The following is a 17,951-nucleotide window of genomic DNA, read 5'->3' on the forward strand; positions in this document are numbered from 1 at the left end:
ATGGCTGCGGAGCGCCGTCCGAGGGGCGGGTACGCGCGTGCGCTCGAGTGGTTCGGCCGCACGCCGGTGGGCGACTTCTTCACCAAGCGGGTCGCCCCGAACGTCGATCCGCCGCTCTTGCATCTCTCCGGCGGCCGGTTCAGCAGCGTCTATCCGATTCCGGTGATGATGCTCACGACCATCGGCGCGAAATCCGGCCTGCGAAGGGAACTTCCGCTCGCGTACGCGGTCGACGGCGACTCTCTGATCCTCATCGCGTCGAACTATGGCCGGCCCGGGCATCCCGCTTGGTACCGCAACCTCATCGCCAATCCGCGGGTAGAGGTGCTTGCCGGAAAGTTCAGCGGCACCTACACCGCCTCTGAGATTGTCGATGCCGCCGAGCGTTCGGCGGCCTGGGAGCAAGCGGTCGACGTGTACGCGGGCTATGACGACTACGTGGTGCGCGCCGGCGACCGGACGATCCCGGTGGTGCGGCTGACGCGCACATGAAAAGGGCGCCTCCTTCTGGGAGGCGCCCTTTCGGTTTCGGGTTACTGGACGTTGACGTAGTAGACGTAGCCGGTGACGGTTTGTTGGTAGGTCTTGTCGGCGAAGTCGTCCTGCACGGTGCCGCGGATGGGGGCGCCGCGGTTGACGCCGACGACGTTGGCATCGGCGAGGGCGACGTCGGAGAGCTTCTTGACGATGACGCGGTTGCCGTCGGCTTCGAGTGCGCTGATGGTGGCCTGGGCATCACCGGTGCCGGTCGGGGCGGCCAGCGCGGGGGCGGCCAATCCCAGGAACGCGGCCGAGATGGTGGCGGCTGCGGCGGTGGCGATGGTGAAGTTCTTCATTGTTCTGCTCTTCCCTGTGTGGGTCGGAGCCGTGGAGCGAGTCGCGCGGTTTCGACGTTCTGTGTTCGATCGTGGTGATCTGAACGTGTAAACCCGCAGCTCAGGCGAATAATTCCGCTGGCAGTATTTGAGCGTCGGGTGGCAGGAACATGTCCTGCCGGCCCCGGCGTCGGACGTGATAGCGCCCGTCGATCGATCGTCGGTGGCCCTTCCGCGGACGTCGTGTACGCAGCGATCGCCGTCACCGACAGCGGCTACGTCCCGCTCGGCGGCGTGTAACCCAGGTCATGGCGGCGATACGGGTACGCCGGCACCGCACCACTCACGCGGCGGAAGCGGCGTCGACTGCGCCGGTCTTCTCCAGGTGAAGGTGGTTACATCGCCCACAAGTCACCTGGTACCAGAGCACACCGGACCGACCTTCGGCGAAAGCGTATGCCGCGCCGTGTCCGCATCGCGGACAGCGCGTTTCGCCACGTTCCAACGCCTGCTGCATAGTGCCCTCCGAAGACCCGACGCGATGTTGGTCTGTACCCCGCCGCACGCAGAAGCAATCCCGTCGGGCGTCGTCAACCACCACCCTTCTGATCGTTGCCCCGTAAGCTGCGCGGGTGGCCGAGCCCCCGTTGTCACCGCAGCTGAGCCTTAAGACGCAGATCTGGCGCTTCATCGTCACGGGCGGCTTCTCCGCGATCGTGGACTTCGGGCTCTACGTGCTGCTCTACAAGGTGGCGGGGCTCAATCCCGACGTGGCCAAGATCATCGGCTGGATCGCAGGCACCACCACGGCATACCTGCTCAACCGTCGCTGGACGTTCCAGGCAGCACCCAGCACCCGTCGACTGATCGCCGTGTGGGCGCTCTACATCACGACCTTCGCGGTGCAGGTCGGCCTGAACCACCTCCTGCTCCGGGCCTTCGACTACTCGGCGATGGGCGTGGTCGTCGCGTTCGTCATCGCCCAGGGCACCGCGACGGTGATCAACTTCATCGTTCAGCGCGCGGTGATCTTCCGGCTGCGCTGACCTAACGGCCGCAGGCGGTACCCTCTGTGACGATGTTGAGCACCGAGTTTCCGACCACCACGGAGCGGCTGACCGGCTGGGGCCGCACCGCTCCGTCCGTCGCGCAGGTGCTGTCGACGCCGGACCCCGAACTGATCGCCAAGGCCGTCGCACGCGCCTCGGAGAACCCCGGCCGCGGCGTACTCGCCCGCGGCCTCGGCCGCTCCTACGGCGACAACGCCCAGAACGGCGGCGGCCTCGTCATCGACATGAACGCGCTGAACCGCATCCACTCGATGGACTCCGACAGCCGTCTCGTCGACGTGGACGGCGGCGTCAACCTCGACCAGCTGATGCGCGCCGCACTGCCCCTCGGGCTCTGGGTCCCCGTCCTGCCAGGCACCCGCCAAGTCACCATCGGCGGCGCCATCGCCTGCGACATCCACGGCAAGAACCACCACAGCGCCGGCAGCTTCGGCAACCACGTGCGCTCGATGGACCTCCTCACCGCCAACGGCGAGATCCGCACCATCACCCCCGAAGGCCCCGACCGCGATCTGTTCTGGGCCACCGTCGGCGGCAACGGACTCACCGGCATCATCCTTCGCGCCACCATCGAAATGACGCCCACCGAGACCGCCTACTTCATCGCCGACGGAGACGTCACCAACACGCTAGACGAGACCATCGCCTTCCACAGCGACGGCACCGAGGACAACTACGCCTACTCGAGTGCCTGGTTCGACGCGATCAGCCCGCCACCGAAACTCGGCCGTGCCGCCATCTCCCGGGGCTCCCTGGCCACCATCGACCAGCTACCCAAGAAGCTTCAGAAGAACCCTCTGAAATTCGATGCGCCGCAACTGCTCACGCTGCCGGACGTCTTCCCGAACGGGCTGGCCAACAAGTACACCTTCGGGCCGATCGGCGAACTCTGGTACCGCAAATCTGGTACCTATCGCGGCAAAGTCCAGAACCTGACGCAGTTCTACCACCCGCTCGACATGTTCGGGGAGTGGAACCGCGCCTACGGCTCCTCGGGATTCGGGCAATACCAGTTCGTGGTGCCCACCAGCGCCGTCGACGAATTCAAGGCGATCATCGTCGACATCCAGCGCTCCGGGTTCTACTCGTTCCTCAACGTCTTCAAGCTGTTCGGCCCGGGAAATGAAGCGCCACTGAGCTTTCCGATCCCCGGCTGGAACGTCTGCGTCGACTTCCCGATCACCGCGGGCCTCAATGAGTTTCTCAACGGACTCGACAAACGAGTCCTGGAGTTCGGCGGACGCCTTTACACCGCCAAGGATTCCCGCACCACCGCCGAGACCTTCCACGCCATGTATCCCCGCATCGACGAGTGGATCGCCGTGCGCCGCAAGGTCGATCCCCACGGCGTGTTCGCCTCCGACATGGCCCGACGACTGGAGCTCCTCTAGATGGTTTTTGATGCCACCGGCAACCCCCAGACGATCCTGCTTCTCGGCGGCACCTCCGAGATCGCCCTCGCGATCGCCGAGCGCTACCTGCGCAACGCCAAAGCCAGGGTCATCCTCGCCGACCTCCCCGGTCACCCCCGCAAGGACGCGGCCATCGCGCAACTCGAAGCCGCGGGCGCCCGCGCCGTCGACTGGGTCGACTTCGACGCCCTCGACACCGACAGCCATCCCGCCGTCATCGACAAGGCCTGGGAGAGCGGCGATGTGGACGTCGCCGTCGTCGCGTTCGGGCTTCTCGGCGACGCCGAGGAACTGTGGCAGAACCAGCGCAAAGCCGTGCAGATCGCCGGAATCAACTACACGGCAGCCGTTTCCGTCGGCGTGCTCCTCGGCGACAAGATGCGCGCGCAGGGCTCGGGGCGCATCATCGCGATGAGCTCCGCCGCAGGCGAACGCGTTCGCCGCTCCAACTTCGTCTACGGCTCCACCAAAGCCGGCCTCGACGGTTTCTACCTCGGCCTCGGAGAAGCACTGCGCGAGTTCGGTGTTCGTGTGCTCGTGATCCGGCCCGGCCAGGTGCGCACGACGACGACGATCGAGCACTGGAAGGCCACCGGCGCCAAAGAGGCCCCCTTCACCGTCGACAAGGAAGACGTCGCCGAACTGGCCGTCACCGCCTCCAACAAGGGCAAGGACCTGATCTGGGCGCCCGGCCCGTTCCGGTTCGTGATGATGGTGCTGCGCCACATCCCGCGCCCCATCTTCCGCAAGCTGCCTATCTGATGAAGGCCGCGCTGGCCGCCACGGGCCAGATGGCCGCTGCCACGGTCATAGCGGCGACGGTCGCCGTCGTCAGCCTGGCCGCGATCGCCCGCGTCGACTGGCCGGCCTACAACTCCTCCAACCAACTCCACGCGTTGACCACCGTCGGCCAGGTCGTCTGCCTCGTCGGACTTCTCGCCGGCGGCATCCTGTGGCGTCGAGGCAGACAGACACTCGCCCGCATGACGGCCGTGCTGTTCCTGTCCGCATTCTCTGTCGTCACCCTCGCGATGCCGTTGGGCGCCACCAGGCTCTACCTGTTCGGCATCTCCGTCGACCAGCAATTCCGCACCGAATACCTGACCCGCCTCGCCGACCAACCCGGCCTGCACGACATGACCTACATCGGCCTGCCGCCCTACTACCCGGCGGGCTGGTTCTGGATCGGCGGTCGGCTCGCGGACCTGACCGGGACACCGGCCTGGGAGATGTTCAAACCGTGGTCGGTCGTCTCCATCACGATCGCGATCGTTCTCGCATTCGTGTTGTGGGCCACCATGATCCGCTTCGAGTACGCACTGGTCGTCTCCACGGCGACGGCCGCCGCGGCGCTGGCGTACTCACCTGCCGAGCCCTATGCGGCCATCATCGCCGTGCTGCTGCCACCTGTCTTTGTGCTCGCGTGGTCCGGACTGAAGGGCAAAGAACGCAACGGCGGTTGGGCGGCGGTCGTCGGCACCGGCATCTTCCTCGGCGTCACCGGGCTCTTCTACACACTGCTGTTCGGCTACGCCGCGCTCACGCTCGCCATCATGGCGCTCCTGCTGGCCATCTCGCGCAGACAGTGGGATCCGATCCTGCGGGTGCTGACGATCGCCGTCATCTCCGGGCTCATCATGCTCATCACCTGGGCCCCGTATCTGCTCGCCGCGGCCCGCGGCACCCCCGCCGAGTCCGGCACCGCTCAGCACTACCTGCCGATGGACGGCGCCGAACTGTCGTTCCCGATGCTGAAGTTCACCCTCCTCGGCGCGCTCTGCATGCTCGGCACGATCTGGCTGGTGATCCGCGCCCGCAGTTCCACGCGCGCGGGGGCGCTGGCCGTCGCCGTGCTCGCCGTCTACGCCTGGTCGCTGCTGTCGATGCTGACGACACTGGTGGGCACCACGCTGCTGTCGTTCCGGCTGCAGCCGACCTTGACCATCCTGCTCGCCGCCGCCGGAGCCTTCGGCTTCATCGAGGTGACCCGTATGGCCGCCGCCAGAGTCCAGCCCGCCAACGCGCAGCGTGTCGTCGCCGTCGCGACGGCCGTCGGCGCGCTCGGCGCCGTCACCTTCTCCCAGGACATCCCCGACGTGCTGCGCTCCGACATCGTCGTCGCCTACACCGACACCGACGGCTACGGGGAACGCGCCGACCGCCGTCCGCCCGGCGCCGAGCAGTACTACCGCGAAGTCGACGCCCGCATCCAGGAGATCACCGGCAAGCCGCGCAACGAGAGCGTCGTCCTGACCGCCGACTACAGCTTCCTGTCGTACTACCCGTACTACGGGTTCCAGGGCCTGACCTCGCACTACGCCAACCCGCTCGCCCAATTCGACCAGCGCGCGGGCGCCATCGAGGGCTGGTCGATGCTGACCAACGCCGACCAGTTCATCGAGGCGCTCGACACCATGCCGTGGCAGCCGCCGAACGTGTTCCTGATGCGCCGCGGCGCCAACGACAGCTACACGCTGAGGCTGGCCGAGGACGTCTACCCGAACCAGCCCAACGTGCGCCGGTACCACGTCGAACTCGACGATGCGCTGTTCGACGACCCGCGGTTCGACGTGTCCACAATCGGACCGTTCGTGCTGGCCATCCGCAAGCCAATTACCATCTAGCCCCGTGATCCGAGAGACGGGTGCCAATCACCGCACCGCACGCCTCATCGCGATCATCGCGGGGCTGCTCGGCACGGTCCTCGCCGTCGCCACCCCGCTGCTGCCCGTCAACCAGACGACCGCCGAACTCACCTGGCCGCAGAACGACGTCCTGCAGAGCGTCGACGCGCCACTGATCGGCTACGTGGCCACCGACCTCGACATCACGATCCCGTGCAGCGCCGCCGCGGGGCTGGACCGGCCCGGCCGCACCGTGCTGCTGTCGACCGTCCCCAAACAGGCCCCCAAGGCCGTCGACCGCGGCCTGCTCATCGAACGCGTCAACAACGACGTCGTCGTCATCGTCCGCAACACCCCGGTCGTCAGCGCACCGCTGGACCAGGTCCTCAGCCCCCAATGCCAGGAACTGCGCTTCACCGCGCACGCCGACAAAGTGACGGGCGAGTTCGTGGGCCTACTAGAACAACCCGACATCAACGATCCCGTCCGCCCGGCCGAGCCGCGCGAACCTCTGCGCGGCGAGCGCGGCGGCTACGACTTCCGCCCGCAGATCGTCGGAGTGTTCACCGACCTGTCCGGTCGCGCACCGCCCGGCCTGCAGCTCACCGCGACCATCGACACCCGCTACAGCACGTCGCCGACGCTGCTCAAGCTGCTCGCGATGATCGTCGGCGTCGCGATGACGATCATCTCGCTGGGCGCCCTCCACGTGCTCGACCGCGCCGACGGCAGGCGGCACAAACGCTTCCTGCCGCCCCGATGGTGGTCGATGTCCCCGCTCGACGGCCTGGTGACCGCCGTCCTGGTGTGGTGGCACTTCGTCGGCGCCAACACGGCCGACGACGGCTACATCCTGACCATGGCCCGCGTGTCCGAGAACGCCGGCTACATGGCGAACTACTACCGCTGGTTCGGCACCCCCGAAGCGCCGTTCGGCTGGTACTACGACCTGCTCGCGCTGTGGGCGCACGTCAGCACCACCAGCGCATGGATGCGCCTGCCCACACTGCTGATGGGGCTGGCCTGCTGGTGGGTGATCAGCCGGGAGGTGATCCCGCGTCTGGGCACCTCGGTCAAGCACAGCCGCGCCGCGGCATGGACGGCCGCCGGCCTGTTCCTGGTGTTCTGGCTGCCACTGAACAACGGTCTGCGGCCCGAACCGATCATCGCGCTCGGCATCCTGCTCACCTGGTGCTCGGTGGAGCGCGGCGTCGCGACCAGCAGGCTGCTCCCCGTCGCCGTCGCGATCATCATCGGTGCACTCACCCTGTTCTCCGGCCCGACCGGCATCGCCGCCGTCGGTGCGCTGCTCGTCGCCATCGGCCCGCTGAAAACCATTGTTGCCGCGCATACCTCACGCTTCGGCTACCTGGCGCTGCTCGCACCCATCGCGGCCGCGGGCACCGTCACGATCTTCCTGATCTTCCGCGACCAGACCCTGGCCGCCGAACTTCAGGCCAGCAGCTTCAAGTCGGCCGTCGGCCCGAGCCTGGCCTGGTTCGACGAACACATCCGCTACTCACGACTGTTCACCACCAGCCCCGACGGTTCCGTGGCGCGCCGCTTCGCCGTGCTCGCCGTGCTGCTCGCACTGGCCGTCTCCGTCGCGATGACCTTGCGCAAGGGCCGAATTCCCGGCACCGCGCAGGGGCCGAGCCTCCGCATCATCGGCATCACCGTCATCGCGTTCCTGGCGATGATGTTCACCCCCACCAAGTGGACGCACCACTTCGGTGTGTTCGCCGGGCTGGCCGGCTCCCTCGGCGCACTCGCCGCCGTCGCCATCTCCGCGGCCGCGATGCGCTCACCCCGCAACCGCGCGATGTTCGCCGCTGCCGTGCTGTTCGTGACGGCGCTGTCGTTCGCGACCGTCAACGGCTGGTGGTACGTCTCCAACTTCGGTGTGCCCTGGTCGAACGCGTTCCCCGAGTGGAAATTCGGGTTCATGACGGTGCTGCTGGGGCTGTCGCTGCTGACGCTGCTGCTGGCCGCATGGTTCCACTTCTCCGGCCGCGACAAACCACCGCCGCCCGGCACGGCACCGCTGTGGAAACGAATCATCCAGTCGCCCTTGGCAATCGCCACCTGGACGCTGGTCATGTTCCAAGTGGTCTCACTGACGGTGGCGATGGTCGGCCAGTACCCCGCGTGGACCGTCGGCCGCTCGAACCTGCAGGCGCTCACCGGTAAGACGTGTGGCATGGCCGAGGACGTCCTCGTCGAGCAGGACGTCAACGCCGGCCTCCTGTCCCCCGCCGGTGACGTGCCCGCCGGCGACGCACTCGGCGACGTCACCGCAGAAGGCTTCAGCCCCAACGGTATTCCGACGGACGTCTCACCCGACCCCGTCTCCGAGGAACCCGGCTCCGGCAACTTCGCCGACAGTGACAGCGGCGTCGTCACCGGCACCGAGGCGGGCACCGAGGGCGGCACCACGTCCGCGGCAGGCGTCAACGGCTCCCGCGCCCGCCTGCCGTACGGCCTCGACCCCACCCGCACCCCGGTGATGGGCAGCTGGCGCAGCGGCACGCAGCAGCCCGCCTTCCTGCGCTCGGCCTGGTACCAGCTGCCCGCCGGCTGGAGTGAACAGGACCGGTCCGACTCGCTGCTCGTCGTCGCCGCGGCCGGACGGTTCGACTCCGGCGAGGTCGTCGTGCAATGGGCGGGCCCCGACGGCGAACCACGCGGCGGCGTCGGCTTCGGCGACGTCGGCGCCGCCCCCGCATGGCGCAACCTCCGCGCCCCGCTGTCGTCCATTCCGTCCGACGCCACCCAGATCCGGCTGGTCGCCACCGACGACGACCTCAGCCCCGACCACTGGATCGCCGTCACGCCGCCCCGCATCCCCGAACTGCGCACGCTGCAGGACGTCGTCGGCTCCACCGACCCGGTGCTGCTCGACTGGCTCGTCGGCCTCGCGTTCCCGTGCCAACGCCCGTTCGGCCACCGCAACGGTGTCATCGAGGTGCCGAAGTGGCGCATCCTGCCCGACCGGTTCGGCGCCGAAGCCAACTCGCCCGTCATGGACTACCTCGGCGGCGGCCCACTCGGCATCACCGAGCTGCTGCTGCGCGCCGTCACCGTGCCGACCTACCTGAAGGACGACTGGTTCCGCGACTGGGGTGCGTTGCAACAGTTCGTGCCGTACTACGGCAATGCCGAACCGGCCCGGCTCGATCTCGGCACGACCGAACGCAGCGGACTGTGGAGCCCCGCTCCGTTGCGATTGAGCTAGGGCACGGCACGCCGAAGTTCCCGGCATAGGTTCGTCGCCTACCATCGAGCCTCGTGTCTGCCCCGTCCGCCCGCCTCGTCGCCGTCATCGCGGGGCTCGCCGGACTGGTGCTCTGCGGGCTCGCCCCGTTGCTTCCGGTCAAGCAATCCACCGCGACGATCACGTGGCCCCAGGCCCCCAACGCCGACGGATTCGTCAGCGACATCACCGCCCCGCTGGTGTCGGGGGCGCCCCGCTCCCTCGACGTCACGATCCCGTGCTCGACGATCGCCACGCTGCCCGCCGACGGCGGGCTCGTGTTCTCCACCAACCCGCCCGGCGGCATCGAGGTCGGCCGTAACGGGCTGTTCGTCCGCGCCAATGCCGACGTTGTCTACGTCGCCTTCCGCGACACCGTCGCCGCGGTTGCCCCGCGCGAAGCCGTCGACTCCGGTGCCTGCAGCGAACTGCGCATCTGGGCCAATGTCGGCGCGGTCGGCGCCGACTTCGTCGGAATCCCCGGCGCGACCGGCACGCTCACCCCCGACAAGCGGCCGCAGGTCTCCGGCGTGTTCACCGATCTCGAGGTCGGCCCGGACGCCGGAGCCGCCCCGGCGGCGACATCCAGCACAGGCCTGAACGCCCGCATCGACATCGACACCCGCTTCATCACGACGCCGACGACGCTGAAGCTGGCCGTCATGGTGCTCGGCGTGCTGTGCGTGATCGCCTCGATCGTCGCGCTCGCCCTGCTCGACCGCTCCTCGGGGCGCCGGGTGCCGAAAGAGTTCATGACGCGCCGACGCGCCGGGCTGTGGACATGGCTCACCGACGCCGGCGTCATCAGCGCGCTGCTGGTATGGCACCTCGTGGGCGCGCAGTCCTCCGACGACGGCTACAACACGACGATCGCCCGGGTGTCGGGCGAGGCCGGTTACATCACCAACTACTACCGGTATTTCGGGGCCTCGGAAGCGCCGTTCGACTGGTACCAGAGCGTGCTGTCCCACCTCGCGTCGATCAGCACCGCCAGCGTCTGGCTGCGACTGCCCGCCACTGCCGCCGCCATCGGCACCTGGCTGATCGTGTCCCGGTGCATTCTGCCGCGCCTCGGCAGGCGGTTGGCCGTCAACCGCGTGGCCGTGCTGACTGCGGGCGCGGTGTTCCTCGCGGCGTGGCTACCGTTCAACAACGGCCTGCGACCGGAGCCGCTGATCGCTTTCGGTGTCGTCGCGGCCTGGATGCTGACCGAGAAGGCTCTCGCGACGCGCAGCCTGTGGCCGTACGCGCTCGCCATCGTCGTCGCCGTGTTCTCGGTGACGCTGGCCCCGCAGGGCCTCGTCGCCGTCGCACCGCTGCTCGTCGGGGCACGCGGCGTGACGCACGTCGTGTCGCTGCGGCGCGCCACCGACGGACTGCTGTCCGCGCTGGCCCCCTTCGCGGCGGCCGCATCGCTCGTCTTCGTCGTCGTGTTCCGCGACCAGACCCTGGCCACCGTCGCCGAATCCGTGCGCATCAAGTACGTCGTCGGCCCGACGGTGCCCTGGTACCAGGAATTCCTCCGGTACTACTACCTGACCGTCGAGGACAGCGTCGACGGCTCCCTGACGCGGCGCTTCTCTGTGCTGATCCTGCTGCTCTGCCTGTTCGGTGTCATCGCGGTGCTGCTGCGGCGCGGCAGCGTGCCCGGCGCGGTCAGCGGCCCGGTGTGGCGCCTCGTCGGGACGACCGGAATCGGCCTGCTGCTGCTGACCGTGACGCCGACGAAGTGGGCGGTGCAGTTCGGCGCGTTCGCCGGTCTGGCCGGCGCCCTGGGCGCGGTCACCGCGTTCGCGTTCGCCCGCGTCGGCCTGCACAGCCGACGCAACCTGGCGCTCTACGTCACGGCGCTGCTGTTCGTGCTGGCGTGGGCGACCTCAGGAATCAACGGCTGGTTCTACAACGCCAACTACGGCGTGCCCTGGTTCGACAAACAGCCCGTGATCGTCGGCTACCCCGTCACGACGATCTTCCTGGTGCTCGCGATCATCGGCGGCCTGCTCGCCGGCTGGCTGCACTTCCGGATGGACTACGCCGGCCACACCGAGGTCGCCGACACCGGACGCAATCGCGCGCTGGCCTCCACGCCGCTGCTCATCGTCGCGACGATCATGGTCGTGCTCGAGCTCGGCTCGATGCTGAAGGCGACCGCCAGCCGCTACCCCGTCTACACGATCGGTTCGGCCAACGCGTCGGCCCTTCTTTCGGGCGCCTCAGGCTCCAGTTGTGCCATGGCCGACGCCGTCCTCGTCGAGGCCGACACCAATGCCGGCATGCTGCAACCGGTTCCGGGCCAGCGGTTCGGCGAGTACGGACCGCTCGGCGGTGAGGACCCCGTCGGCTTCACCCCCAACGGCGTCAGCGACACCCTCGAGCCGGCCGAGCCCGTCGCCGCCAACCCCGGCACCGTCAACTCCGACGGGCCCGTCGACAAACCGAACATCGGCGTCGGCTACGCCGCGGGCACCGGCGGCGGCTACGGACCCGAGGGCGTCAACGGGTCGCGGGTCTTCCTGCCGTTCGGACTCGACCCGAAGACGACACCGGTGATGGGCAGCTGGGACGAGAACACCGTGGCGGCGAAGGCGACGTCGGCCTGGTATCAGCTGCCGCCCCGCACGCCGGACCGGCCGCTGGTGACCGTCGCCGCCGCGGGCGCGATCTGGTGGTACAACGAGGACGGCTCGTTCAACTACGGGCAGTCCTTGAAGCTGCAGTGGGGCGTGCACCGTCCCGACGGCACCTACCAGGAGCTCGGCGAGGTCCAGCCGATTGACATCTTCCAGCAGAAGGCGTGGCGCAACCTGCGCTTCCCGCTGGCGTGGGCGCCGCCGGAGGCCAACGTGGCGCGCATCGTCGCCGACGATCCGAACCTGTCCGAAGACCAGTGGTTCGGCTTCACCCCGCCGCGGGTGCCCGTGCTGCAGACCGCGGGCGAGTTCCTCGGCCGCGACACCCCGGTGCTGATGGACATCGCCACCGCCGCCAACTTCCCGTGCCAGCGCCCGTTCGCCGAACACCTCGGCGTCGCCGAGCTGCCCGACTACCGGATCATGCCGAACTTCAAGCAGATCGTCGTGTCGTCGAACCAGTGGCAGGCCGCGCAGACCGGTGGGCCGTTCCTGTTCATCCAGTCGCTGCTGCGCACCGAGTCCATCCCGACCTATCTGAGTGGCGACTGGTACCGCGACTGGGGATCGCTGGAGCGCTACCTGCGGGTCGTGCCACGTGACGAAGCACCGGATGCGGTGATCGAGGAAGGGTCGACGCGGGTGTTCGGCTGGAATCGCGGCGGACCGATCCGGGCCCTGCCGTGACGAATGACGTGAAGAACGATGTGAAGGTGGCGCGCTGGGTCGCCATGATCGCGGGCCTCCTCGGCTTCATCGCCGCCGTGGCGGTCCCGCTGCTGCCCGTCACGCAGACCACCGCGACGCTGAACTGGCCGCAGGGCGGGCAGTACGCCAACGTCACCGCGCCCCTGATCTCGCAGGCGCCCGTGAGCCTGACGGCGACGATCCCGTGTCAGGTGCTGCAGGACATGCCCGCCGACGGCGGCCTGGTGCTCGGCACCGCCCCGGAGCAGGGCCGCGACGCCGCCCTCAACGCGATGCTCGTCACCGTCGGCGACGAACGCGTCGACGTGATCGTGCGCAACGTCGTCGTCGCCAGCGTCGAACGCGACCGGATCTCCGGCTGTTCGGACCTACGCATCACGTCGTCGCACGACGGCACGTTCGCCGACTTCGTCGGCCTCACCCAGGAAGACGGCTCGCCGCAGCGCACCGGCTACGCCGACCCCAACCTGCGGCCCGCCATCGTCGGCGTCTTCACCGACCTCGTCGGACCCGCACCGCCGGGGCTGACGTTCTCCGCCGACATCGACACCCGGTTCACCACGCACCCGACGGCGATGAAGCTGGCCGCGATCCTGCTGTCGATCGCGTGCACGGTGATCGCCCTGCTCGCCCTGTGGCGCCTCGACCGGCTCGACGGCCGCAGGATGCACCGCCTGATCCCGACGCGCTGGCGCACGCTGACGGCGGTCGACGTGACCGTCCTCGGCGTGTTCGCGATCTGGTACGTCATCGGCGCCAACTCCTCCGATGACGGTTACATCCTGCAGATGGCCCGGGTCGCCGACCACGCGGGTTACATGTCGAACTACTTCCGCTGGTTCGGCAGCCCCGAGGATCCGTTCGGCTGGTACTACAACCTGCTGGCGCTGATGAGCCAGGTGAGCACCGCCAGCATCTGGATGCGACTGCCCGACCTGATCTGCTCGGTGGTCTGCTGGCTGCTGCTGTCGCGAGAAGTGTTGCCGCGCCTGGGTCCTGCCGTGATCGCGAGCCGACCCGCGCTGTGGGCCGCCGGGCTGGTTCTGCTCGGCGCGTGGTTCCCGTTCAACAACGGCCTGCGCCCCGAGGGCCAGATCGCCACCGGCGCACTGATCACCTACGTGCTGATCGAGCGCGCCGTGACGTCCGGCCGGCTCACGCCCGCCGCATTGGCCATCACCACTGCCGCGTTCACACTCGGCATCCAGCCGACGGGCCTGATCGCTGTCGCGGCGCTGATCGCCGGTGGCCGACCGATCCTGCGCATCGTGATGCGCCGCCGCACGGTGGTCGGCCTGTGGCCGCTGCTGGCGCCGCTGCTCGCGGCGGGCACGGTGATCCTGGCGGTGGTGTTCGCCGACCAGACCTTGGCAACGGTGTTGGAAGCCACCAAGATTCGCACCGCGATCGGCCCCAGCCAGGAGTGGTGGACCGAGAACCTGCGCTACTACTACCTGATCCTGCCGACCACCGACGGTGCGATCGCGCGCCGGGTGGCGTTCCTGTTCACCGCGCTGTGCCTGTTCGCATCGCTGTTCATCATGTTGCGCCGCAAGCGCGTTCCCGGTGTCGCGCGCGGCCCGGCGTGGCGGTTGATGGGCGTCATCTTCGCCACGATCTTCTTCCTGATGTTCACCCCCACCAAGTGGATCCACCACTTCGGCCTGTTCGCGGCGGTGGGTGGCGCCATGGCCGCGCTCGCGACGGTGCTGGTATCGCCGGCGGTGCTGCGGTCGGCACGCAACCGGATGGCGTTCCTTGCGGGCATCATGTTCGTCCTCGCGATGTGTTTCGCGTCCACGAATGGTTGGTGGTACGTCTCCAACTTCGGTGCGCCCTACAACAATTCGGTGCCCCAGCTCGGCGGGGTCACCGTCAGCGCGGTGTTCTTCGTCCTGTTCGGCGTCGCCGCGCTGTGGGCGTTCTGGTTGCACCTGCGCAACAAGCAGGACTCCCGCATCGTCACCGTGCTGACTGCCGCCCCGATTCCCGTCGCCGCCGGGTTCATGGTGCTGTTCATGGTGGCGTCGATGGCGATCGGGGTGGTGCGCCAGTACCCCACCTATTCCAACGGTTGGGCCAACATCCGCGCATTCGCCGGCGGCTGCGGACTTGCCGACGACGTCCTCGTCGAGCCGGACTCCAACGACGGCTTCCTGACGCCGACGCCGGGACGTTACGGCCCACTCGGGCCGCTGGGCGGCACCGATCCGGCGGGCTTCTCCCCCAACGGGGTTCCCGACCGGATCATCGCCGAAGCGATCCGGCTGAACAATCCCCAGCCGGGCACCGACTACGACTGGAACCGTCCCGCCAAGCTGGCACGCCCCGGTGTCAACGGTTCGACGGTGCCCTTGCCGTACGGCCTGGATCCCGCCCGCGTTCCGGTGGCAGGCACGTATTCGACGGGGCCGCAACAGGAAAGCCGCCTCGCCTCCGCGTGGTACGAACTGCCGCCCGCCGACGACGCCCACCCGCTCGTCGTGATCTCCGCGGCCGGCACGATCACGGGCACCAGCGTCGCGAACAACCTCACCACGGGTCAGACCGTGGATCTGGAGTACGCCACCCGCGGCCCCGACGGCGTCCCCGTGCCCGCGGGCCGCGTCAGCCCGTACGACGTCGGCCCGACCCCGTCGTGGCGCAACCTGCGTTACCCGCGCTCCCAGATCCCCGCCGACGCCGTCGCTGTGCGCGTCATCGCCGAGGATCTGTCACTCGGACAGGGAGATTGGGTCGCCGTCACACCGCCGCGTGTTCCCGAGGTGCGCTCGGTGCAGGAGTACATCGGCTCGACCGAACCGGTGCTACTGGACTGGGCGGTGGGGTTGGCATTCCCGTGCCAGCAGCCGATGCTGCACGCCAACGGCGTCACCGAGATCCCGAAGTTCCGTATCTCGCCGGACTACTACGCCAAGCTGCAGAGCACCGACACGTGGCAGGACGGTCTCAACGGTGGCCTGCTCGGCATCACCGACCTACTGTTGCGCGCATCGGTGATGTCGACGTACCTGTCCAATGACTGGGGCCAGGACTGGGGGTCGCTGCGCCGCTTCGACACCATCGTCGACGCCGAGCCCGCCGAGATCGACCTCGGCTCGACCACCCATTCCGGGCTGTACTCGCCCGGCTCGATGCGCTACCAGCCGTGACCGACCGCGTCACGCTGGGCCGCGCGACGCTGACGCGGGTCGTCGAGACGCGGTTCGGCGTGCGGACCTCGATGTTCGCGCTGACACCGGCCGAGGCGTGGGCCGAGAACGCCGACCTCATGGAGCCGCACTTCTGGGACCGTGCCGCCGATCAGTGGAAGATCGCGATCCAGACGTGGGTGCTTCGGGTCGACGGGATGACCGTGCTGGTCGACACCGGGGTCGGCAACGACCGCGACCGGCGGCACATGCCGCCCCTGGACCACCTCGACACCGGATTCCTTGCGGCCCTTGCCGATGCGGGCGTGCAGCCCGAGGACGTCGACGTCGTCATCAACACCCATCTGCACACCGATCATGTCGGCTGGAACACCCGGCTGAGCGCGGACGGGTGGGTGCCGACGTTCCCCAACGCGCGGTATCTGATGCCCGAACCGGACTACCGGCACTTCGCGCCGGATGGTCCCGGAGAGAACGACAACATGCGGATCGTGTTCGCCGACAGTGTGTTGCCGGTCGCTGAGCAGATTCAACTGTTTTCGGGTGACCAGCAGATCAGCGAATCGCTGTGGCTGCGTCCGGCTTCCGGGCACACGCCGGGATCATCGGTGGTGTGGCTGGACGCGGGCGTGCCTGCGGTGTTCGTCGGCGACCTGACCCACTGCCCGATCCAGATCCCACGCCCCGACGACGCCTGCGCGTTCGACGAGGATCCCGCAGCGGCCGCGGCCACCCGCAACCGGGTGCTCACAGAAGCCTCGCGGCGGCGCGCCGCGGTCATCCCGGCGCACTACCCTGGCCGCGGCGGAGCGACGGTGGTGGCACGCGGAGACGCGTTCCAGATCGACGACTGGCTCGACCTGCCCGCGATCTAACTCTGCGGGGTGTCGTTGGCCGACGGGTCGGTGTTCTCCTGCAGGATGTCGTCGTGGCAGTCGGCCTGGTTCTGCCCCGTCTGCTCCATGCACACCAGCACCGGAGTATCCGCAGGCGGAACGCCCTCGGTGGGTTCGGGAGTGCTACTGGGATGCGGGATCTCGCCGGGATACATCGACCACAGCGGCTCGCCCGACGATGCCAGCCGGGCACAGTAGGCCGGTTCACCGTCCTGGGTGATGCCCGCGCCACCGAGGGTCGCGCAGTCCGCACCGACGACCACGACGGGCAACGTCACCGCACCCGGCGGCGCCGCTGACGGCGACGGCACCGCGCTCGATGTGGGTTCCCTTGTCTGCGTCCGGATCTCGTCACGCTCGAAGACCCCGAGCAGGACCACAGCGGCGACCGCCGCCAACGACAGCAGCAGGGCGGCGACGATCAGGATGCGGCCGTAGGACCGGGATGCCGTCGCCGGCTGGGCCGCCGGCTTCGCATGCCGTGGCCCCGCGGCGGCACCGGCGAACCGCGTCGCGTCGGGATCGTCGACTCCACCCGCCAGCACCGCACTCCGATTGGCCAGCGCACGCGCGAAGTCCACGCACCGGTCGAACCTGTCCGTCGGCGACTTCGCCAGCGCCTTCTCGAACGCCTCGCCGAGCCCCGACAATTCGGGACGATGCACCGCGATGTTCGGTGGGTGCGCCGTCAGGTGCTGGCTGATGACGATCGCCGGATTGGAATTGTGGAACGGGGGCGTCCCGGTCAACAGCTGAAAAGCAGTGGCCGCCAACGCATACTGGTCGGCTCGGCCGTCGATGCTGTCCTCGGCGGTCAATTGCTCGGGGGCCGAATAGGCCACCGTCCCCACCGTCATGTTGGTGCCGGTGAGTGCGCTGACCTCACCCACGCGACGCGCAATCCCGAAGTCGGCCAACATGATCCGCTCGTTTTCCGTCTCCGGATCGGCGATCAGGATGTTCGCCGGTTTGACATCGCGGTGAAGCAGGCCGCGCTGGTGCGCGTAATCGAGCGCCTCGCCGACGGCGGTGACGAGCCGGATCACCAACTCGGGAGGCATCCCGTTGGGATACCGATCGGCGAGCAGGCGAGCCGCGTCGGTCCCCTCGACGTTGTCCATCGAGATCCACAGGCGGCCTTCGAACTCACCGCGGTCGTGCACCTGGACGATGTGCGGATGCCACAGCGAGGAGGCGATGTCGGCCTCGCGATGGAAACGCTCGCGGTACTCACTGTCGGCGCACACCGTCGCCGACAGCACTTTCAGTGCGTCGTAACGCGGCAGTCTCGGATGCTTGGCCAGATAGACCTCACCCATCCCGCCGGCACCCAACATCCGCGAGATCGTGTAACCCGAGATGACCTCGCCGTCGCTCAGCGGCATGCGCGA

11 protein-coding genes are annotated in these 17,951 nt (G+C 68.5%); 9 read left to right on the forward strand and 2 right to left on the reverse strand.

Going from position 1 to position 17,951, the window contains the following annotated elements; all coding sequences use genetic code 11:
* Entirely contained in the window at window positions 1–492 is a 492-nt protein-coding gene (locus P9A17_RS27260) for a nitroreductase/quinone reductase family protein (protein WP_278041889.1), read from the forward strand.
* A 41-nt stretch (window positions 493–533) separates the two neighbouring features.
* Here P9A17_RS27260 and P9A17_RS27265 read toward each other — a convergent pair whose 3' ends face one another.
* Complete coding sequence (locus P9A17_RS27265; RefSeq protein ID WP_278041890.1) at window positions 534–836, reverse strand: hypothetical protein; 303 nt, start codon at window positions 834–836, stop codon at window positions 534–536.
* 611 nt (window positions 837–1,447) lie between these two features.
* Here P9A17_RS27265 and P9A17_RS27270 point away from each other — a divergent pair.
* From P9A17_RS27270 to P9A17_RS27305, 8 genes are read left to right on the forward strand one after another with little or no spacing between them, the layout of a single operon-like run.
* On the forward strand, window positions 1,448–1,861 hold the full coding sequence (locus P9A17_RS27270; RefSeq protein WP_278041891.1) for a GtrA family protein: 414 nt from the start codon (window positions 1,448–1,450) through the stop codon (window positions 1,859–1,861).
* A 32-nt stretch (window positions 1,862–1,893) separates the two neighbouring features.
* Window positions 1,894–3,276, forward strand: coding sequence for an FAD-binding oxidoreductase (locus P9A17_RS27275; RefSeq protein WP_278041892.1), 1,383 nt, complete (start codon window positions 1,894–1,896; stop codon window positions 3,274–3,276).
* Entirely contained in the window at window positions 3,277–4,059 is a 783-nt protein-coding gene (locus tag P9A17_RS27280) for a decaprenylphospho-beta-D-erythro-pentofuranosid-2-ulose 2-reductase (protein ID WP_278041893.1), read from the forward strand.
* Complete coding sequence (locus P9A17_RS27285; protein ID WP_278041894.1) at window positions 4,059–5,921, forward strand: galactan 5-O-arabinofuranosyltransferase; 1,863 nt, start codon at window positions 4,059–4,061, stop codon at window positions 5,919–5,921. Before P9A17_RS27280 ends, P9A17_RS27285 begins: the two co-directional genes overlap by 1 nt.
* A 4-nt stretch (window positions 5,922–5,925) precedes the next feature.
* Complete coding sequence (locus tag P9A17_RS27290) at window positions 5,926–9,156, forward strand: arabinosyltransferase domain-containing protein (protein WP_278041895.1); 3,231 nt, start codon at window positions 5,926–5,928, stop codon at window positions 9,154–9,156.
* A 53-nt stretch (window positions 9,157–9,209) separates the two neighbouring features.
* A complete protein-coding gene (locus tag P9A17_RS27295) occupies window positions 9,210–12,491 on the forward strand; it encodes an arabinosyltransferase domain-containing protein (RefSeq protein ID WP_278041896.1) in 3,282 nt (1,093 codons plus the stop codon).
* Between the two features lie 44 nt (window positions 12,492–12,535).
* Window positions 12,536–15,664 (forward strand): arabinosyltransferase domain-containing protein, encoded by a 3,129-nt coding sequence (locus P9A17_RS27300; RefSeq protein WP_278042041.1) that lies wholly within the window; start codon window positions 12,536–12,538, stop codon window positions 15,662–15,664.
* Window positions 15,661–16,539 carry an MBL fold metallo-hydrolase gene (locus tag P9A17_RS27305; RefSeq protein ID WP_278041897.1) on the forward strand — a complete coding sequence of 293 codons (879 nt, stop codon included), beginning with the start codon at window positions 15,661–15,663 and terminating at the stop codon, window positions 16,537–16,539. Before P9A17_RS27300 ends, P9A17_RS27305 begins: the two co-directional genes overlap by 4 nt.
* On the opposite strand, the gene P9A17_RS27310 is transcribed toward P9A17_RS27305, so the two are convergent.
* Window positions 16,536–17,945: a serine/threonine-protein kinase gene (locus tag P9A17_RS27310; RefSeq protein WP_278041898.1), complete on the reverse strand. Its 1,410-nt coding sequence runs from the start codon at window positions 17,943–17,945 to the stop codon at window positions 16,536–16,538. The genes P9A17_RS27305 and P9A17_RS27310 overlap by 4 nt on opposite strands.
* Window positions 17,946–17,951: the final 6 nt, after the last annotated feature.

The sequence above is a fragment of the Mycobacterium sp. 236(2023) genome (genome assembly GCF_029623955.1).
In the GTDB taxonomy this organism is placed as follows: domain Bacteria; phylum Actinomycetota; class Actinomycetes; order Mycobacteriales; family Mycobacteriaceae; genus Mycobacterium.